Source organism: Buttiauxella cochleicola, assembly GCF_021282435.1.
GTDB classification, from domain to species: Bacteria; Pseudomonadota; Gammaproteobacteria; order Enterobacterales; family Enterobacteriaceae; genus Buttiauxella; species Buttiauxella massiliensis.
Genome location: NZ_JAJSOT010000002.1, coordinates 503,547 through 518,763, shown reverse-complemented (window position 1 = coordinate 518,763; position 15,217 = coordinate 503,547). Strand labels below are relative to the sequence as shown.

At 47.2% G+C, this 15,217-nt stretch carries 15 protein-coding genes; 4 read left to right on the top strand and 11 right to left on the bottom strand.

Going from position 1 to position 15,217, the window contains the following annotated elements; translation table 11 throughout:
- Nucleotides 1–4: 4 nt before the first annotated feature.
- The gene (gene pdeB, locus LVQ77_RS08100) at nucleotides 5–1,576 is read right to left on the bottom strand and encodes a cyclic di-3',5'-guanosine monophosphate phosphodiesterase PdeB (RefSeq protein ID WP_232864128.1); all 1,572 of its coding nucleotides are present in this window, start codon (nucleotides 1,574–1,576) and stop codon (nucleotides 5–7) included.
- A gap of 145 nt (nucleotides 1,577–1,721) precedes the next feature.
- Between pdeB and LVQ77_RS08095 the strand changes: the two genes are divergently transcribed.
- A complete protein-coding gene (locus LVQ77_RS08095; RefSeq protein WP_232904153.1) occupies nucleotides 1,722–2,444 on the top strand; it encodes a GntR family transcriptional regulator in 723 nt (240 codons plus the stop codon).
- Here the strand turns inward: LVQ77_RS08095 and LVQ77_RS08090 are convergent.
- Nucleotides 2,432–3,631: an enolase C-terminal domain-like protein gene (locus LVQ77_RS08090; protein ID WP_232904152.1), complete on the bottom strand. Its 1,200-nt coding sequence runs from the start codon at nucleotides 3,629–3,631 to the stop codon at nucleotides 2,432–2,434. The genes LVQ77_RS08095 and LVQ77_RS08090 overlap by 13 nt on opposite strands.
- 304 nt (nucleotides 3,632–3,935) lie before the next feature.
- Here LVQ77_RS08090 and LVQ77_RS08085 point away from each other — a divergent pair, with 304 nt between their 5' ends.
- Nucleotides 3,936–5,306, top strand: coding sequence for a PTS transporter subunit EIIC (locus tag LVQ77_RS08085; protein WP_151994764.1), 1,371 nt, complete (start codon nucleotides 3,936–3,938; stop codon nucleotides 5,304–5,306).
- A 51-nt stretch (nucleotides 5,307–5,357) separates the two neighbouring features.
- On the opposite strand, the gene LVQ77_RS08080 is transcribed toward LVQ77_RS08085, so the two are convergent.
- From LVQ77_RS08080 to LVQ77_RS08065, 4 genes are read right to left on the bottom strand one after another with little or no spacing between them, the layout of a single operon-like run.
- A complete protein-coding gene (locus LVQ77_RS08080) occupies nucleotides 5,358–6,029 on the bottom strand; it encodes a methionine ABC transporter permease (protein ID WP_151994765.1) in 672 nt (223 codons plus the stop codon).
- Nucleotides 6,014–6,805, bottom strand: a complete 792-nt coding sequence (locus LVQ77_RS08075) for a methionine ABC transporter ATP-binding protein (RefSeq protein ID WP_232864131.1) — start codon at nucleotides 6,803–6,805, stop codon at nucleotides 6,014–6,016. Before LVQ77_RS08075 ends, LVQ77_RS08080 begins: the two co-directional genes overlap by 16 nt.
- Entirely contained in the window at nucleotides 6,802–7,611 is an 810-nt protein-coding gene (locus LVQ77_RS08070; RefSeq protein ID WP_232864132.1) for a MetQ/NlpA family ABC transporter substrate-binding protein, read from the bottom strand. Before LVQ77_RS08070 ends, LVQ77_RS08075 begins: the two co-directional genes overlap by 4 nt.
- A gap of 18 nt (nucleotides 7,612–7,629) precedes the next feature.
- The gene (locus LVQ77_RS08065) at nucleotides 7,630–8,667 is read right to left on the bottom strand and encodes an isopenicillin N synthase family dioxygenase (protein WP_232904151.1); all 1,038 of its coding nucleotides are present in this window, start codon (nucleotides 8,665–8,667) and stop codon (nucleotides 7,630–7,632) included.
- 312 nt (nucleotides 8,668–8,979) lie between these two features.
- Here LVQ77_RS08065 and LVQ77_RS08060 point away from each other — a divergent pair, with 312 nt between their 5' ends.
- Both LVQ77_RS08060 and ykgO read left to right on the top strand, forming a co-directional pair.
- On the top strand, nucleotides 8,980–9,237 hold the full coding sequence (locus LVQ77_RS08060) for a type B 50S ribosomal protein L31 (RefSeq protein WP_064516693.1): 258 nt from the start codon (nucleotides 8,980–8,982) through the stop codon (nucleotides 9,235–9,237).
- A 3-nt stretch (nucleotides 9,238–9,240) separates the two neighbouring features.
- Nucleotides 9,241–9,381, top strand: a complete 141-nt coding sequence (ykgO, locus tag LVQ77_RS08055; RefSeq protein ID WP_232904150.1) for a type B 50S ribosomal protein L36 — start codon at nucleotides 9,241–9,243, stop codon at nucleotides 9,379–9,381.
- A gap of 43 nt (nucleotides 9,382–9,424) precedes the next feature.
- Here the strand turns inward: ykgO and LVQ77_RS08050 are convergent, their stop codons facing one another.
- The 5 genes from LVQ77_RS08050 to acrB form a co-directional block, all read right to left on the bottom strand.
- Nucleotides 9,425–9,883, bottom strand: a complete 459-nt coding sequence (locus LVQ77_RS08050) for a YlaC family protein (protein WP_134183996.1) — start codon at nucleotides 9,881–9,883, stop codon at nucleotides 9,425–9,427.
- A gap of 101 nt (nucleotides 9,884–9,984) precedes the next feature.
- On the bottom strand, nucleotides 9,985–10,551 hold the full coding sequence (gene maa, locus LVQ77_RS08045; RefSeq protein ID WP_232864135.1) for a maltose O-acetyltransferase: 567 nt from the start codon (nucleotides 10,549–10,551) through the stop codon (nucleotides 9,985–9,987).
- Between the two features lie 322 nt (nucleotides 10,552–10,873).
- A complete protein-coding gene (gene hha / locus LVQ77_RS08040) occupies nucleotides 10,874–11,092 on the bottom strand; it encodes a hemolysin expression-modulating protein Hha (RefSeq protein WP_034458066.1) in 219 nt (72 codons plus the stop codon).
- A 30-nt stretch (nucleotides 11,093–11,122) separates the two neighbouring features.
- Nucleotides 11,123–11,497 carry an Hha toxicity modulator TomB gene (tomB, locus tag LVQ77_RS08035; RefSeq protein WP_034458068.1) on the bottom strand — a complete coding sequence of 125 codons (375 nt, stop codon included), beginning with the start codon at nucleotides 11,495–11,497 and terminating at the stop codon, nucleotides 11,123–11,125.
- 554 nt (nucleotides 11,498–12,051) lie between these two features.
- Entirely contained in the window at nucleotides 12,052–15,201 is a 3,150-nt protein-coding gene (gene acrB, locus LVQ77_RS08030; protein WP_232904149.1) for a multidrug efflux RND transporter permease subunit AcrB, read from the bottom strand.
- Nucleotides 15,202–15,217: the final 16 nt, after the last annotated feature.

Genomic DNA, 15,217 nt, shown 5'->3' with positions numbered 1-15,217 from the left:
TTTTTCAGGGGATTTTTGATTTCCTGGCACAAGAGCTTGCTACCCACTCGATAAATTCATTTTTAGGCAGGGCTTTACTGAAGAACCAGCCCTGTCCGTACTGCACACCCTGTTTGCGTAGCCATGCCGCCTGGCTAGGGGTTTCAATGCCTTCGGCCACCATCAAAATCCCCAGAGCCTTTGCCATTTCAATAATATGCGGAGTGACATTTTTATATTCGAGGGCATCGACGAATGATTTATCTATTTTAAGGGTATCAACATCGAGATCTTGTAAATAACTCAGGCTGGAATAACCGGTTCCAAAATCATCAATATAGATGGCATGCCCGGCCTTTCGATATTTCGCGATAATCGGTGCCGTAATTTTCGGATCAGAAAATCCACGTTCAGTAATCTCAAATGCTATTTGTTTTGGATTAACTGAATAACGTGCCAGGTACGGACGAGTAATATCAAGAATATGCAGGCTACGGGCATCCTGAACACCCATGTTCACAGAAATATGATAGTGAGGGTGCTTGCTTAACCAGTCGCCCAACTCGAGGAAAATGCGCTTAATGACCAGCTCTGTTAATTGTGTTACCAACCCGGTTTGCTCCGCCAGTGGGATAAACACATCCGGGTTTAACATTGAGCCATCTTGTTGCTGCCAACGAATTAAGGCTTCCGCGCCGACAATTTCGCCGCTTTGAAGATGAACAATAGGTTGATAAACCACGCTAAATTCATTGTTTTTGATAGCATCCATCAGCCTGTTACGAGGCGATAACAACCGACGCAAAATACGAATTAAGAGTCCACCTGCAACGAGGCTTATAATTAAGCCTACTGGTAGCCAGATAAACAATTGCTTATACCAGGCGGTCGTCATGGGTTCCATTGACGCCCAGGCAATCATAGCCAGGCCAAGATTATTATCCCGGCGAATCACATAGAAATTGTCGTTGCTCTGAAATTCGTCCGTACCTTTTTCCAGCGCTTCGTGCCATGTCTCAGAAATATATCGACTGTTGCTGGCAATAAGCTGATTATTATGCAGCCCAATCATCGCAATATTTAGCGTGTGATTACCAAAGGGGAGAACATCAATAAATGACATTGGGTCAATTAATGCAAGGTGAGGTTTCTTGCCGATATATACCATCTTGCGTTGAAAATCGGGTATCGGTGGAGTGGTATACCAGGCGTTAAAACCATGAATACCCTGACGGTCTGGTTTACCTAATGTAGCACTATGAGTAATGGACTCCAGTGAAGTACACAAAATATGCTCATCTTCCTGGAACATCACTTCTTGCACGTAGCGATATTCAAGAGCGACACGATGCATGGCTTCCGCGTGTGCTTGCGAACATGTATTGTCATTAAAGCGGTTAATATCATTAATCGCAGAAACAGCCTGGTCGATGACCTTATCGGTGCGAAGCAAAGCGTGATCGGCAAACTCTACTAATTCATCGTGAAATGCGTGTTCGGCATTACGATGAGCAAGATAAATGCTTAACAGAATGGGTAGCAAAACTGCCAAAATAAGTACACCGCTTACCAGGCTGATGAGCTTTCGGGATGTCATTCTTTTAGACCCAGTTAAGAAGTTAGTTTTTATAATGGTTTTTCATAGACGAGAACAGTGTATCTCACATGAATAGGCGATGTTATGTTTTCCTCTGCCTATGCGGTGGGATAACCTGTGAAAGTGAGTGACTGGTGAGCAATAAATGAAGAAAAAAGAGTTTGTTATTCAGGATCTGTTGAGCAAAATTTATCAGCACAACGATAACCAAAGGCGAAAATTACCGCCTGAGCGCCAATTAGCATTGGAATATGATGTCTCGCGTTTCACGATTCGTAAAGCGCTGGAAAAGCTGGTCAGCATTGGGGTCATTGAGATTATTCAGGGCTCCGGGATTTGGATTAATCCGCAGGCCAGAAATAACCCATTGGTCTATAACTCCATCACCGAAAAGCATTTCGACCAGATAGCCTTTCGCATGGTTAATCTGCATAAGAAATTACCCAATCGCGAAGAGCAGCAAGTATTTGGTCTGGGTAAAGAGGACTACATTTGGCAATTTTGCCGCCTGCGTTATGTTGAAAATCAAAAGATACAAATTGAAATTTCGCGCATGCCAGTACAGGACTTTCCCGATCTGAATCAGCAGGTCATCGAGCGCTCGATTCAACAATATGTGCTGAGTAAAGGGTTGCGGATTTCGCACCTGTTAACCAGTTATCAGGCGGTAGCAGTCAGTAAAGAGCAGGCGGTATTGCTGGAGTGTAAAAAAGGTATCCCGGCGATGCACATCATCAACCGGGGAATTCTTGAAGGAGGACGGGTTTTTGAAATCAGCGATATCATTGATATCAATTATTCCTGTACCTACGTTACCCCCTATAACCACGATAATTTGGCCTGGCGGCAGGGCATTCAGGGAGTGTGAATGGCTCCGTTAGGTAAGCGGCTTTGCGTCCACTCATGTGGGCGATACTCCACCGGGAAGGTTTCCGCTCTTTGTTGGTCGAAACCTACGCCAATACCCGGTTTTTCAAGCGGATAAATATAGCCCTTCTCCGCAACCGGGCTACCTGGAAAGACCGATTCGGTATTTGGCTTATTGGGAATAAATTCCTGAATCGCTGCATTGTGCAGATGGATATTTAAATGGGTATTTACCGCTACGCCAATTGGCGTCATATCCGATGGGCCATGCCATGCCAGGCGTACACCGAATGCCTGACATAGAATAGCGAGCTTCAATGCAGGGGTGATTCCACCAATTTGCGAAACATGGCAGCGGATAAAATCGATGCGGCGATTAACAATCAAATCATGCCATTCGGCAGGGTTATTAAATAGCTCCCCCAAAGCAAGTGGAACCGAAGAATGCGCGCGAACCTGCTCAAGCCAGGCGCTTTGTTGCGGCGGTAAAATATCTTCGATAAACCATGGCTGGTATGGCTCAAGAGCTTTTGCCAATTGCACCGCTTGTTGTGGGAACAGACGCTCATGTACATCGTGAAGTATATGGAACTGGTTGCCGTACTTTTCGCGCAGAGCCTTAAACATTGCCACAGTATTGGCCATGTATTCGTCCTGATCGTAGTAGGCGCCGGGAGTAGGTGTCTTTGTGGCATGCAACCCCTGAGGTGTTCCGCCATAAAACCCTAACTGACAGCGAATGTAGCGATAACCTTGTGCCAAAAGTTTGTCGACTTCCAGATACAAACCTTCAAGCGTTTCACTGGCGGCGTGGCTATATGCTGCGATAGCGTCTTTCGATTTACCGCCAAGAAGTTGGTATAGCGGCATTCCTGCCAGCTGGCCTTTAATATCCCAAAGTGCCATATCGACACCTGCGATAGCGTTATTGATAACCGGTCCGTTGCGCCAGTAAGCGTTGACCATCATCAGCTGCCACAGATCTTCAATGTTATTGGCATCGCGCCCTATTAGCAGTGGTTTGAGATATTCATCGACCATCACTTTTACCGCCAGGGGGCGTTGCTGGAAGGTCGCACATCCATGACCTATTACACCCTTATTGGTGGTGACACGCACCGTAATCAGGTTGTGACGGTCAGGGCGGGTAATAAAACATTCAATATTTTCAATAATGGTTGGTTGCACGAGATTACTCCACAGACCTTGTCAATCGCGGTCATTTACTCATCAATTAAAGGCTTCTGTTATTTACTATCACCTTATTTTTATATGTGGGTAAACCATTATTTTTGCTTATTTTTATTGGTCCGTAAAATAGTTGAATGTGACCTAAATACCATACCAATTTGTTAGTTTGATGTGTTTGATGCCCTTTGTTAGGCGTAATTGTGATGTTGCTCAAAGTTTATTGGTTTGTTTTGGTTCTTTCGATTCTCTACCATCTCAGGCATTCAACACATAATAATTAGTAATTCTTTGGGAGCGACAGATGGGGACTCGTGATGCAATTAATAATATTATTCACCTTGTAGGTGGTGCGGATAATATTAACAAAGCCTGGCACTGTATGACGCGCTTGCGCTTCTCTCTGATTGATGAGAATAAAATTGATCAGTCCGAAATTAAAAAAATCCCCGGTGTATTAGGGGCGCAGATTCAGAGTGACCAATTCCAGATTATTATTGGCCCGCAGGTGAACAGTTGGTACGAACAGCTGAGCAGCGCGCTGGATACATCTGGTGAGCAAATTGCCCCCGCGACTCACAAGAAAGCCCGTAAAAGCCTGGTGTCGATGTTTATGGATACCGTATCGGGCGTGTTTGGGCCGATTGTTCCCGCTATCGCTGGCGCCGGGATGATCAAAGGTCTGTTAGCAGGCTTGATTGCACTTAAATTCGTTTCGGCAAAAAGCGATACGGTAATTGTCATCGATTTAATTGCCAGCGGCGTGTTCTATTTTTTACCGTTTTTCCTCGCTATCTCTGCGGCACGTATCTTTAAAACTAATGAATACCTGGCCGCAGCGGTGGCGGCCTGTCTGATGTATCCATCGCTTATCGAAGCAGCAAAGTTACTGGCAAGCCATGCGCCGAATGCTGTCGATACGTTCTATTTTCTGAACGTGGTACCGGTTTCGGTATTTAACTACGCCTCAAGCGTGATCCCGGTGATTTTCTCGGTTCTGGCCCTGAGCTACATCCATCGATGGGTGGACCGGTTTATGCCAGATGTATTGAAAACGGTATTTACTCCGACGCTCACTTTGTTCCTCGCCGCGTTAGTTGCGCTGGTGGTGATTGGGCCATTGGGGATCTATTTGGGTAAAGCGTTGGCGTGGTTTATTGAAGGGCTGTTTGGTGTATCCGCAAGTTTTGCAGGATTGGTAGTGGGAGCCATTCGCCCGGTAGCGATTTTGACCGGAATGCACCATGCGATGACACCAATCGCACTGCAAAACTTTACCGACCGCGGCTACGACATGCTGATGCCAATGATGTTTATGGCTAATATGGCGATTGCCGGATCAACGTTTGCCATCTGGAAGCAAAGTAAATCTCGCGAAGAAAGATCGGTGGTTCTGCCCGCGGCTATTTCCGCATTACTGGGTATTACCGAACCTGCGCTGTTTGGTGTTCTGACGCGCTACAAGAAAGCGTTTATCGCCGCCACGGTTGCCAGCTCCATCGCCTCGGCATTTATTGCCTTCTTTGGTGTGCGTTTGTATGGCTATATTTTATCGAGTATTTTCAGCCTGCCGGCTTACATCGGGCCATACTTTATCTTTGCTTTGATGGGGGTGGCGCTGGCATTGGGATTGTCATTTACGCTGACTACTTTGCTAGTGCGCGAGAAAGCCTGAAAAACTGGCGGATGACGCTTGCGCTTATCCGCCCTAAGAAAGATTGCGAAATTAACGTCGGTGCGCCAGGCGGCGCACCAGACGGTCTCCAATACTTTGTACTAATTGCACCATCACCACCAGAATGACAACGGTGCCCACCATGACCTGGTCATTAAATCGCTGATAACCGTAGCGAATTGCAAGATCTCCCAGGCCGCCACCGCCAATCACACCAGCCATCGACGAAAAGCCGATTAGCATTACGATGGTAAGGGTGATCCCTGCCAGCAGAGCAGGCAGCGCTTCGGGCAGCAGTACTTTGCTGATGATATGCCAGACATTTCCTCCCATGGATAAAATGGCCTCAATGCGACCTTTATCGACCTCATCTAACGCGTTTTCTACTACCCGCGCAAAGAAGGGGAAGGCGCCAATTGTTATCGGAACCACTGCGGCTGTGCTGCCTAACGTGGTGCCGATAATTATGCGGGTAAAGGGGATCAGCGCAATTAATAGCACAATAAACGGCAGTGAACGACCGATATTCACGACACTACCAATGACCTGATTGAATAGCGGAGCGGGCAATACTCCATCACGGCGAGTGAGGAATAACAGCACCCCCAATGGCAATCCAATCAGCACGGTAAAGAGTGCTGCGAGGCTGACCATGTACAGCGTATCCAGTGAGCCATCTAACAGTAATGGCCATAAATCATCCCAGTCTAGGCGACTTCGCATAATAGACTCCTTGTCACGCCGATACGGCGTAAGAATGCTTGTTCGGCCGCATCTCCAGGGAGTAACGCCTGGCGCAGACGGGAGCTGGGGATGAGCAGTAATTCAGACAACGAGCCGCTTTCTATAAGCCTGCCGTTTTCCAGCAATGCTGCGTGGTCGCAAATAGCTTTCACGACTTCAAGTTGATGGGTTATCAGCACAATGGTGACCCCCAGTTTATGGTTAATATTTTTTAGTAGTGCCAGCACGGACGCGGTAGTTTCACTATCTAATGCGCTGGTTGCTTCATCACACAGCAGAACATCAGGATGAGCAGCCAGCGCGCGAGCAATCCCCACACGCTGTTTTTGCCCACCGGAAAGCTGAGAAGGAAAAGCCTGTGCTTTATCGCTAAGGCCGACTAACTCGAGTAGCTCAGTGATGCGTTTTTGCCGCTCTTCACGGGGAAGTCCCGCAATTTCTAACGGTACGGCGATGTTGTCCGCCACATTTCGCGCATGAATCAGGTTGAAGTGTTGGAATACCATTCCGGTGCGTTGGCGGTGTACCCGCAACTCGCGATTATTAAGAGTGGTGATATCGACACCTTGCATCAGAATGCGGCCCGAAGTGGGCCGCTCCAACAAATTAAGGCAGCGAATCAAGGTGCTTTTTCCAGCGCCGCTGCGCCCGAGAATGCCGTAGATTGCGCCGTCTGGCACAGTCAGTGAGACATCATCCAGTGCCGGTTGGCCTCCTCCGGCATACACTTTGCTCAGCCGCTCAAGGGTTATCATGACTGTGGCGTAGCAACCGGGATCACTGAGCCATTAAATTGCTTGCGAATAAAATCAGCAACCTGCGGTGATTGCAGATCTTTCGCCAGCTCCTTGATGCGTGGATCGTTTGCCAGATTTGGGTTGGTGACCAGAATATTGGCATACGGGTTATGAGTGGCACTTTCCAACCCCAGCGCATCTTTTGACGGAGTTAACCCAGCTTCCAATGCGTAGTTACCATTAATCACGGCTAAATCGACATCATCCAGCGAACGCGGCAGTTGCGGTGCTTCGATTTCAATTATCTTCAGCTTTTTAGGATTGCTGGCGATATCGCGCGGTGTCGCCTGGTTTTGCGCTGCATCTTTAAACTCAGGTTTCAGGGTGATAAGCCCTTTGTCCTGCAAAAGATAGAGTGCCCGACTTAGGTTGGTGACGTTATTTGGTAAGGCGATGGTGGCATTTTCCGGCACCGCTTTCAGGTCTTTATATTTGTGTGAGTAAATCCCCAGTGGCTCGATGTGAACAGTGGCCGCAACGGTGAATTTTTTACCTAACGCTTTCTCCTGGTCGCGTAAATACGGAACATGCTGGAAGTAGTTGGCGTCCACATCGCCGTTGGCCAGCAGTTCGTTGGCATTTACGCCGTTACTGAGCTCAATGACTTTGAGTTTTAAATTAGGATCGATTTTCTGCACAAAGGCCAGAATTTCTGCGTGTGGTACAGCATCTGCTGCAATACGTAAGGTATCTGCTGCTTGAGCACTGAAAGCCAGAGTCAAAGACAACGCGATCCCTGCCAGTTTAAAAGAGGCATATTTCATGGTGGTTTCCTTCAATATTTAAGCGATGAGTTCAGTGCTGCTACGCAAGACATCCGGATAATAACGTTCTGCCACGTCGGGATGAGATCGCAGGCGGCCTTTCAGGTAATTCCAGCCAACATCACGCAGTAACGGGTTGTGAGGATCGCTTTCCGGGCCATGAGCCTGGCTTGCAAGCTCAGGAGGCAATGTATAAACCGGAACCACGGCATCTAACTGTGCGCCGAGGAAAAATGCGATGGACTGGCGCTCCCGCCCTGGCGGTGGAGAAACCACTCGATGAACCGTGGCGCGCAAGTAGCCATTGGTTGCCAATTCAAGCAACTCACCAATATTTACCACAAAGCTACCGGGCAAGGGGGCTGCATCTATCCAGTTATCGGGGTTGACTTCAACCTGTAAACCCTGCTGCCTGTCTTGTAGCAGAAAGCTTAGGAAGCCGGAGTCCTTGTGAGCGCCAACACCCTGATTGCTATCGGTAGCCTGTTGGCCAGGATAGCGAATCAGCTTGATATGCTCGTTGGGTTTGTTGCCATACAGGTCATCAAAGCTATTAGCCGGTAACTTCAACGCTAATGCAAAAGTGCGTAGTAATTTCAACGCCACAGCGGTCATTTCACGCTGAAATTGCAACAGAGTCGGCTTGAGAGTTGGCAACGATTCAGGCCACAGGTTGGGCCCTTGCAGACGCAGCCAGCCAGGTTGTGATGGACTGACGGAAAGTATCGGGCGTTCAGCGCCAATATCAAATTGCTCACGCCAGTCAGGTTTACCACGTGTTAATTCGCTGGCGGCGCGGTTATAACCGCGAAAATGCGGGGAGTGAATCATCGCGACTTTTTGTTTTTCTGCGTCAGGCAAAGAGAAAAACAGCTGGGCTTCATCCTGAACGGCCTGTTGCAGTTCCGGGCTGATGCCATGATTTATCAGATAAAAGAAGCCGATGTCACGAGCAGCATGGCGTAGTTGTTCAAGAAAGGCTGCGCGATCGGTATCGGTGCCATCAAGGGCTAAGAGATCGAGTATTGGCAATGCCTGGGTCGTTGTTTTGCTCATTTTGAACTCCACGTAATTCAGATGTTTTCCCGTCACGTATTGATGTTTTAGCCCAACAATAATTTTCACAACGACAGCGCTGACTCATGGTTTATCCCTTCTGGATTGATGTGTTGTTCGTGTAAATGACATTGCCGCAACTGCATCACGCCGCCCAATATTGTTATCTTCTAAGTTATTGCCGGGTGGGGTTCTAAGCATTTGCAGAATTTGGCAATCAACGGTTCTTAAGCTTTGTTGCCAAACAGGCTTGCTTTTTTTTCATTCATCTTTTACTTTATTGTTATGTTATAACGTATCCTGGAAAAGAAAATGAAACGTGACATCCATCCTTTCTATCGAACAGTCGTGTTCCACGACACTACCGCCAATGAGTTCTTTAAAGTGGGTTCGACTATCAAGACAGACCGGGAAATTGAGCTTGAGGGTGTGAAATATCCCTATATCACGCTGGAGGTTTCATCGGCCTCTCATCCACATTACACCGGTAAACAAAGAACATTCACCAATGAAGGCAGCCCGGCTCGTTTCCAGCAGCGTTTCGGTCGTTTTTTTGGCAAGGGAGAGTAAGAGATGCAGGTTCTGAATTCATTACGTAGTGCAAAGCAGCGCCATCCAGATTGCCAGCTTGTGAAGCGTAGAGGGCGGCTGTATGTGATTTGCAAAAGTAACCCGCGTTTCAAAGCGGTGCAGGGCGGGAAGAAGCGGCGTTAAGACAAGGGGCACTTCGCCCCTTGGCTCTTATAAGCTGTGAACGTTACGGACGTCCGAGCGAGAAAATATCGTAAAATGAGAGCTCGCCTTTCGTCGCCACCATCTTATGCAGTAACGATTTTTGTTGTTCGTCAACACCAGGGGAATGCAGGATTTTATCGATCAATGTGGGTGGAACGTTACGCGTGTTGTACCACTCACCGTTATAGCAAACGCGTAAATCAAGCACATCAATATCGTCATAGCGGTAACGGGGATTCACATCAAAAAAGAAAAAGCCGTTTAGCAGCGCAAACAACACAACCAATAGCCAAACCGATCCCGACAGAGTATCCGATTCCAGCATCACCCATAGTGTTGCGAACCAACCTATCCACATGCCGATAAATAACCCCGGATGCTTGCGAATAAAGCTGATGCTAAAACGCGGGCGATTGTCGCGTTTTTCTTCCGCATTGAGTTGTTCGATTGTATCGGTGAGCAGACGCTGAATTTCAGTCATGATGGCCTTCTGAACAGGAACGCGACAGGCAGAGAACTGTTATTTTAAGAAGCCCTGCGAGGGTAAAAAAGTAACAGTTTCGCCATAAAAAACCATAACAGTTAATGTGGCGTGTCAGGCACCATTTTAATCAGCCGAGCTGGGTTTCCAGCAACTACCGAGTTCGCCGGAATATCTTTCGTGACGACGGAGCCGGCACCTATCACTACATTATCGCCAATAGTCACACCAGGGTTGATAACCGCGCGCCCGCCAATCCAGACATTATTGCCAATCGAGACAGGTTTACCAAATTCAACACCACTGTTGCGCGTTTCAGCATCCAGCGGATGAGTCGCAGTATAAATGTGAACACCTGGGGCTAACATACAATTCTCACCGATGTGGACAGGACAAACGTCGAGAATCACACAGTCAAAATTGGCGTAGAAGTTTTTGCCGAGGAAAATATTGTAGCCGTAATCACAACGAAACGATGGCTCAATATAAGCATCCAGACTTTGGCCTAATAGTTGTTCGAGCAGTTCACTACGAATGGCCTTTTCATCTGGAGCGGTGTGATTAAAACGGTGAATCAGATGGCGTGCTTTTACGCGGTCATCTCGAAGCTGTTGGTCTGCAGGGCGATAAAGTTCGCCTGCAATCATTTTCTTTTTTTCTTCACTCATGGTGATGCCTTTTAAAATAGACAGGACACCCGTTACCCTAAGCGATTAGTTTGTAGTTAATGTGGCTATAGTTCCTTTTTGTGACGGTAATCACATGGTTAAATGTGCTATTAACAATCACAAATTAAGGGGAGCGACGGACAGAATGTAGTAAGCCTTACAAAAGAGCGATGAGCAGCTTGTATCTCGAAAGCTGAACAGCCCAGGATAAATATCTATTTAGCACTCTGTTAAGTGACTAAAAGAGTTTCTGAATCCAGTTGCGGCTGATTACAACAGCATGTCAGTCTGAAACCATAAAGGTAATAACAGTTAAGGGGTATTAGCGGATAAATTTCCATACGGATGGTGGTATTTTATCGTAAAGCTTATTCATGGTCAGTTCAGCCAGACGGTGGTCTGCTGCTGAATAAAATACAGCCAACTCATTATCTGGTAATTCGTATTTATTCTTTTCGATTACGCGCTCTAAAGTGTCAATTGTTTGGCAGCGTCGCAGGCGCATCAAATAATCGGTCTTAGTAAGTGGTTTTGTTGTCATGAAATCACCTTATTACATCTTGTAATAGTTCTAAAAGGAGAGGCTTACAGGGTTAGCGCGACTCTCTGTGACGAAACATCGGAATAACCGATTCCCGGACTTACGCCATTTCTGCAAGTCTTGGGCATTGATGCCATAGTTACTGAACAGCATAAATGTATCGTCTAAATATTCGTCAATTTGTTCAATCAATTTACTCTCATCATCGTACTTAATTTTGTAATTAAGTGCGAAAGCAGCAATATGCTCAATCAATTCATTCAACTGCAAGTTAATGGCCGAAGTAGGATCATTAACCCAACCATGATTACTCTCGCCAAGGTTGGTAAGACAGTCATGATACAGGTTTTCGCAGAGAAATTTAAGCTGCGCGATATCATGCCGTTTTGGTGAGTATTCGTCCATAATGCAGCCCCTTTTTATCGAAGAAAATTTGATAAACAAAACGCCTTGGGGTGGACACACCTGGATGAGGTGGGAATCAATTACAACGATTATTCCATATACGTTTACTATAAATCAATCCGTAGTAGATTTCCTTTCACTATTACGAAAAATTACATTTACAGCAAAGCTGTTTACTCTAACGTAATGTTTATTAAGACTTTCACTTTTTTTAAAAGCATCGTCTGATAAATTAACTTAAGTGAACGTTTGGGAAAGCAGTTTATATTCAATAGGTTAATATTGTGTTGCTGCAATGAACCTTAAACGGGGAGTAAATAAGGGGTTAATTAAGAATCATCCTAATATATAAGTATGAACCTTCTTGCCTTATCTGCCAGTGAATTTAAGAAATATCTTGTCATCATATTTAAGTCCAACTGAGTTCTTATTGCAACATTTAGTAACCTATCGTAGAAAAAGCCAGCAGCTATCGTTATTTATTAATATGACAAATAGGAACCGCGGATATAAAAAAGGCCGCTTGCGCGGCCTTTAAATTGCAGATTTAAGACTTACTTGTGGTGGTCAACAGCGTGAGTGTGTTCAACATCTTCAGACTTACGGCTGAAACGACGACGAACTACCACGAAGAACACTGGTACGAAGAAGATAGCCAGGACTGTTGCAGTAACCATCCCGCCCATAACCCCTGTACCTACGGCGTTCTGTGCACCAGAGCCTGCACCGGAGCTGATTACCAGTGGCATTACCCCGAGGATAAATGCCAGTGATGTCATCAGAATCGGACGCAGACGCATACGTACGGCTTCGAGCGTGGCTTCAATCAAGCCTTTGCCTTCTTTCTCCATCAAGTCTTTGGCGAATTCTACGATAAGTATCGCGTTCTTCGCCGACAGGCCAATGGTTGTCAGCAGGCCTACCTGGAAGTACACGTCGTTGGTCAGCCCACGCATCGTCGCGGCAAGCAGTGCACCGACAACGCCAAGTGGAACAACCAGCATGACCGAGAATGGAATCGACCAGCTCTCGTACAGTGCAGCCAGACACAGGAACACCACTATCAGGGAGATGGCATACAGGGCAGGGGCCTGGTTACCAGATAAACGTTCCTGATAAGACATACCCGTCCAGTCATAACCAATACCGGTTGGCAGTTTGCTGGCCAGCTGTTCCATCAGGTCCATTGCTTCACCGGTACTCTTACCCGGAGCTGCCTGACCAAGGATTTCCATGGACGGTAAACCGTTGTAACGTTCCAGACGCGGTGAGCCGTATTCCCAGTGCGCAGAAGAGAACGCTGAGAATGGCACCATCTGCCCCGTAGAGCCGCGAACATACCAGTTGTTGATATCGCTAGGCAGCATACGGAATGGCGCATCCGCCATCAGGTAAACTTTCTTCACACGACCACGGTCGATGAAGTCGTTCACGTAACTACCACCCCATGCAGCACCCAGTGTGGTGTTGATGTCACTGATAGAAACGCCCAATGCTTGCGCTTTTTCCTGGTCGATATCGATTTTGAACTGCGGCGTATCTTCCAGGCCGTTTGGACGCACGCCCACTAACAGATCAGAGTGTTTAGCGACTTCACCAAACAATTGGTTACGCGCCTGAGTCAGTTTTTCGTGCCCAAGGTTTGCCTGGTCAATCAACTGGAAGTCGAAGCCCGTTGCTGTACCCAGTTCCACGATAGCTGGCAGGTTGAATGCGAACACGATGGCATCTTTGATTTTCGAGAACTCGGCGCTTGCGCGACCAGCAATCGCTGGAACCTTGTTCTCTTCACCAGGACGCTCATCCCAATCTTTCAATGATACGAATGCCAGACCTGTGTTCTGCCCCTGACCAGAGAAGCCAAAGCCGTTAACGGTAAATACGGAGTTAACGTTGTCTTTCTCTTTTTCGAGGTAGTACTTGGTCACATCATCAAGAACGGCTTGTGTACGTTCTTGCGTCGCACCTGCAGGCAGCTGTGCCATGGTCAGGAACACGCCCTGGTCTTCATCTGGCAAGAAGGAACTTGGCAGGCGAATAAACAGGAAGGCCATGCCAACCACTATCAGCAGATAAAGCACTAAGTAACGACCGGTGCTACGCAAAATATTACCGACGCTGTCGGTATAGTGATGCGTGCTCTTGTCGAACATGTTGTTAAACCAGCCGAAGAAACCTTTCTTCTCGTGGTGTTCGCCTTTCGCAATTGGCTTAAGCAGGGTGGCGCAAAGTGCTGGTGTCAAAATCATTGCTACCAGTACAGAAAGCACCATTGCCGATACGATGGTAATAGAGAACTGACGATAGATTGCACCTGTAGAACCGCCGAAGAATGCCATTGGTATAAATACCGCCGACAGTACCATCGCGATCCCGACCAGAGCGCCCTGAATCTGCTCCATTGATTTGCGTGTGGCTTCTTTTGGCGGCAATCCTTCTTCCACCATTACACGCTCAACGTTCTCTACTACCACGATGGCATCATCAACCAACAGGCCTATCGCAAGCACCATCCCGAACATCGTTAGGGTGTTTATCGAATAGCCAAAGACGGCAAGGATGGCAAACGTCCCCAACAGTACCACTGGTACCGCAATCGTTGGAATCAATGTGGCGCGGAAGTTCTGCAAGAACAGATACATTACCAGGAACACCAGCACGATTGCTTCAACGAGGGTTTTTACTACCTCTTTGATAGAGATTTTAACGAATGGAGTGGTGTCATATGGATAAACAACTTTCAGACCCGCAGGGAAGAATGGCTGTAGTTTTTCCACAGTGGCACGTACCGCATTGGCGGTATCCAGGGCGTTAGCACCGGTTGCCAGCTTGATACCTAAACCAGAGGCTGGTTGGCCGTTGAAACGTGCAACAACGTTATAGTTCTCGCCGCCCAACTCAACTTTTGCCACATCTTTAAGCAGAACACGTGAGCCATCCTGATTCACTTTCAGCAAAATTTTGCTGAACTCATCGGCAGATTTTAAACGGGTCTGAGCAATGATAGAGGCGTTAAGTTGTTGACCTTTAACTGGTGGAGTACCACCTAACTGACCTGCTGCTACCTGGGCGTTCTGCGCTTTGATAGCGGCAATAACATCAACCGGCGTGAGCTGGTAATTGTTCAGTTTGTTCGGATCCATCCAGATACGCATCGCGTACTGAGCACCAAACAGCTGAACATCACCAACACCGCGAGTACGGCTGATCGGGTCTTTAATAGTTGCGCCAACGTAGTCCGAAATATCTTCCTGTGTCATGGAGCCATCGGTGTTGATCATACCGAGAACCATCAGGAAGCTACTGGAAGACTTCTCAACGCTAACACCTTGCTGCTGTACTTCTTGAGGAAGCAGTGGCATCGCAAGTTGCAGTTTGTTCTGAACCTGTACCTGTGCGATATCCGCGTCAGTACCAGAATCAAAGGTAATGGTGATGGTTACAGAACCAGAGGAATCACTGGATGAGGACATGTACAGCAGGTTGTCGATACCGTTCATGTTCTGTTCGATAACCTGTGTAACGGTATCCTGTACCGTTTTCGCATCTGCACCAGGGTAGTTTGCTGAGATCGAAATTGCCGGTGGCGCAATGGTTGGATATTGCGCGATCGGTAATTTCATGATCGCAAGCCCGCCCGCCAACATAATAATGATGGCGATTACCCAGGCAAAAATCGGGCGATCGATAAAAAACTTAGCCATGTCTTAACGGCTCCTG

Bases quoted from the DNA above. Each gene is read 5' to 3' on its own strand.
- LVQ77_RS08050 (WP_134183996.1), bottom strand. From the start codon at position 9,883: ATGACTGAAATTCAGCGTCTGCTCACCGATACAATCGAACAACTCAAT.
- LVQ77_RS08080 (WP_151994765.1), bottom strand. From the start codon at position 6,029: ATGCGAAGTCGCCTAGACTGGGATGATTTATGGCCATTACTGTTAGAT.
- LVQ77_RS08065 (WP_232904151.1), bottom strand. From the start codon at position 8,667: ATGAGCAAAACAACGACCCAGGCATTGCCAATACTCGATCTCTTAGCC.
- acrB (WP_232904149.1), bottom strand. From the start codon at position 15,201: ATGGCTAAGTTTTTTATCGATCGCCCGATTTTTGCCTGGGTAATCGCC.
- pdeB (WP_232864128.1), bottom strand. From the start codon at position 1,576: ATGACATCCCGAAAGCTCATCAGCCTGGTAAGCGGTGTACTTATTTTG.
- LVQ77_RS08060 (WP_064516693.1), top strand. From the start codon at position 8,980: ATGAAACGTGACATCCATCCTTTCTATCGAACAGTCGTGTTCCACGAC.
- LVQ77_RS08085 (WP_151994764.1), top strand. From the start codon at position 3,936: ATGGGGACTCGTGATGCAATTAATAATATTATTCACCTTGTAGGTGGT.
- LVQ77_RS08075 (WP_232864131.1), bottom strand. From the start codon at position 6,805: ATGATAACCCTTGAGCGGCTGAGCAAAGTGTATGCCGGAGGAGGCCAA.
- LVQ77_RS08095 (WP_232904153.1), top strand. From the start codon at position 1,722: ATGAAGAAAAAAGAGTTTGTTATTCAGGATCTGTTGAGCAAAATTTAT.
- tomB (WP_034458068.1), bottom strand. From the start codon at position 11,497: ATGGACGAATACTCACCAAAACGGCATGATATCGCGCAGCTTAAATTT.
- LVQ77_RS08070 (WP_232864132.1), bottom strand. From the start codon at position 7,611: ATGAAATATGCCTCTTTTAAACTGGCAGGGATCGCGTTGTCTTTGACT.
- ykgO (WP_232904150.1), top strand. From the start codon at position 9,241: ATGCAGGTTCTGAATTCATTACGTAGTGCAAAGCAGCGCCATCCAGAT.
- maa (WP_232864135.1), bottom strand. From the start codon at position 10,551: ATGAGTGAAGAAAAAAAGAAAATGATTGCAGGCGAACTTTATCGCCCT.
- hha (WP_034458066.1), bottom strand. From the start codon at position 11,092: ATGACAACAAAACCACTTACTAAGACCGATTATTTGATGCGCCTGCGA.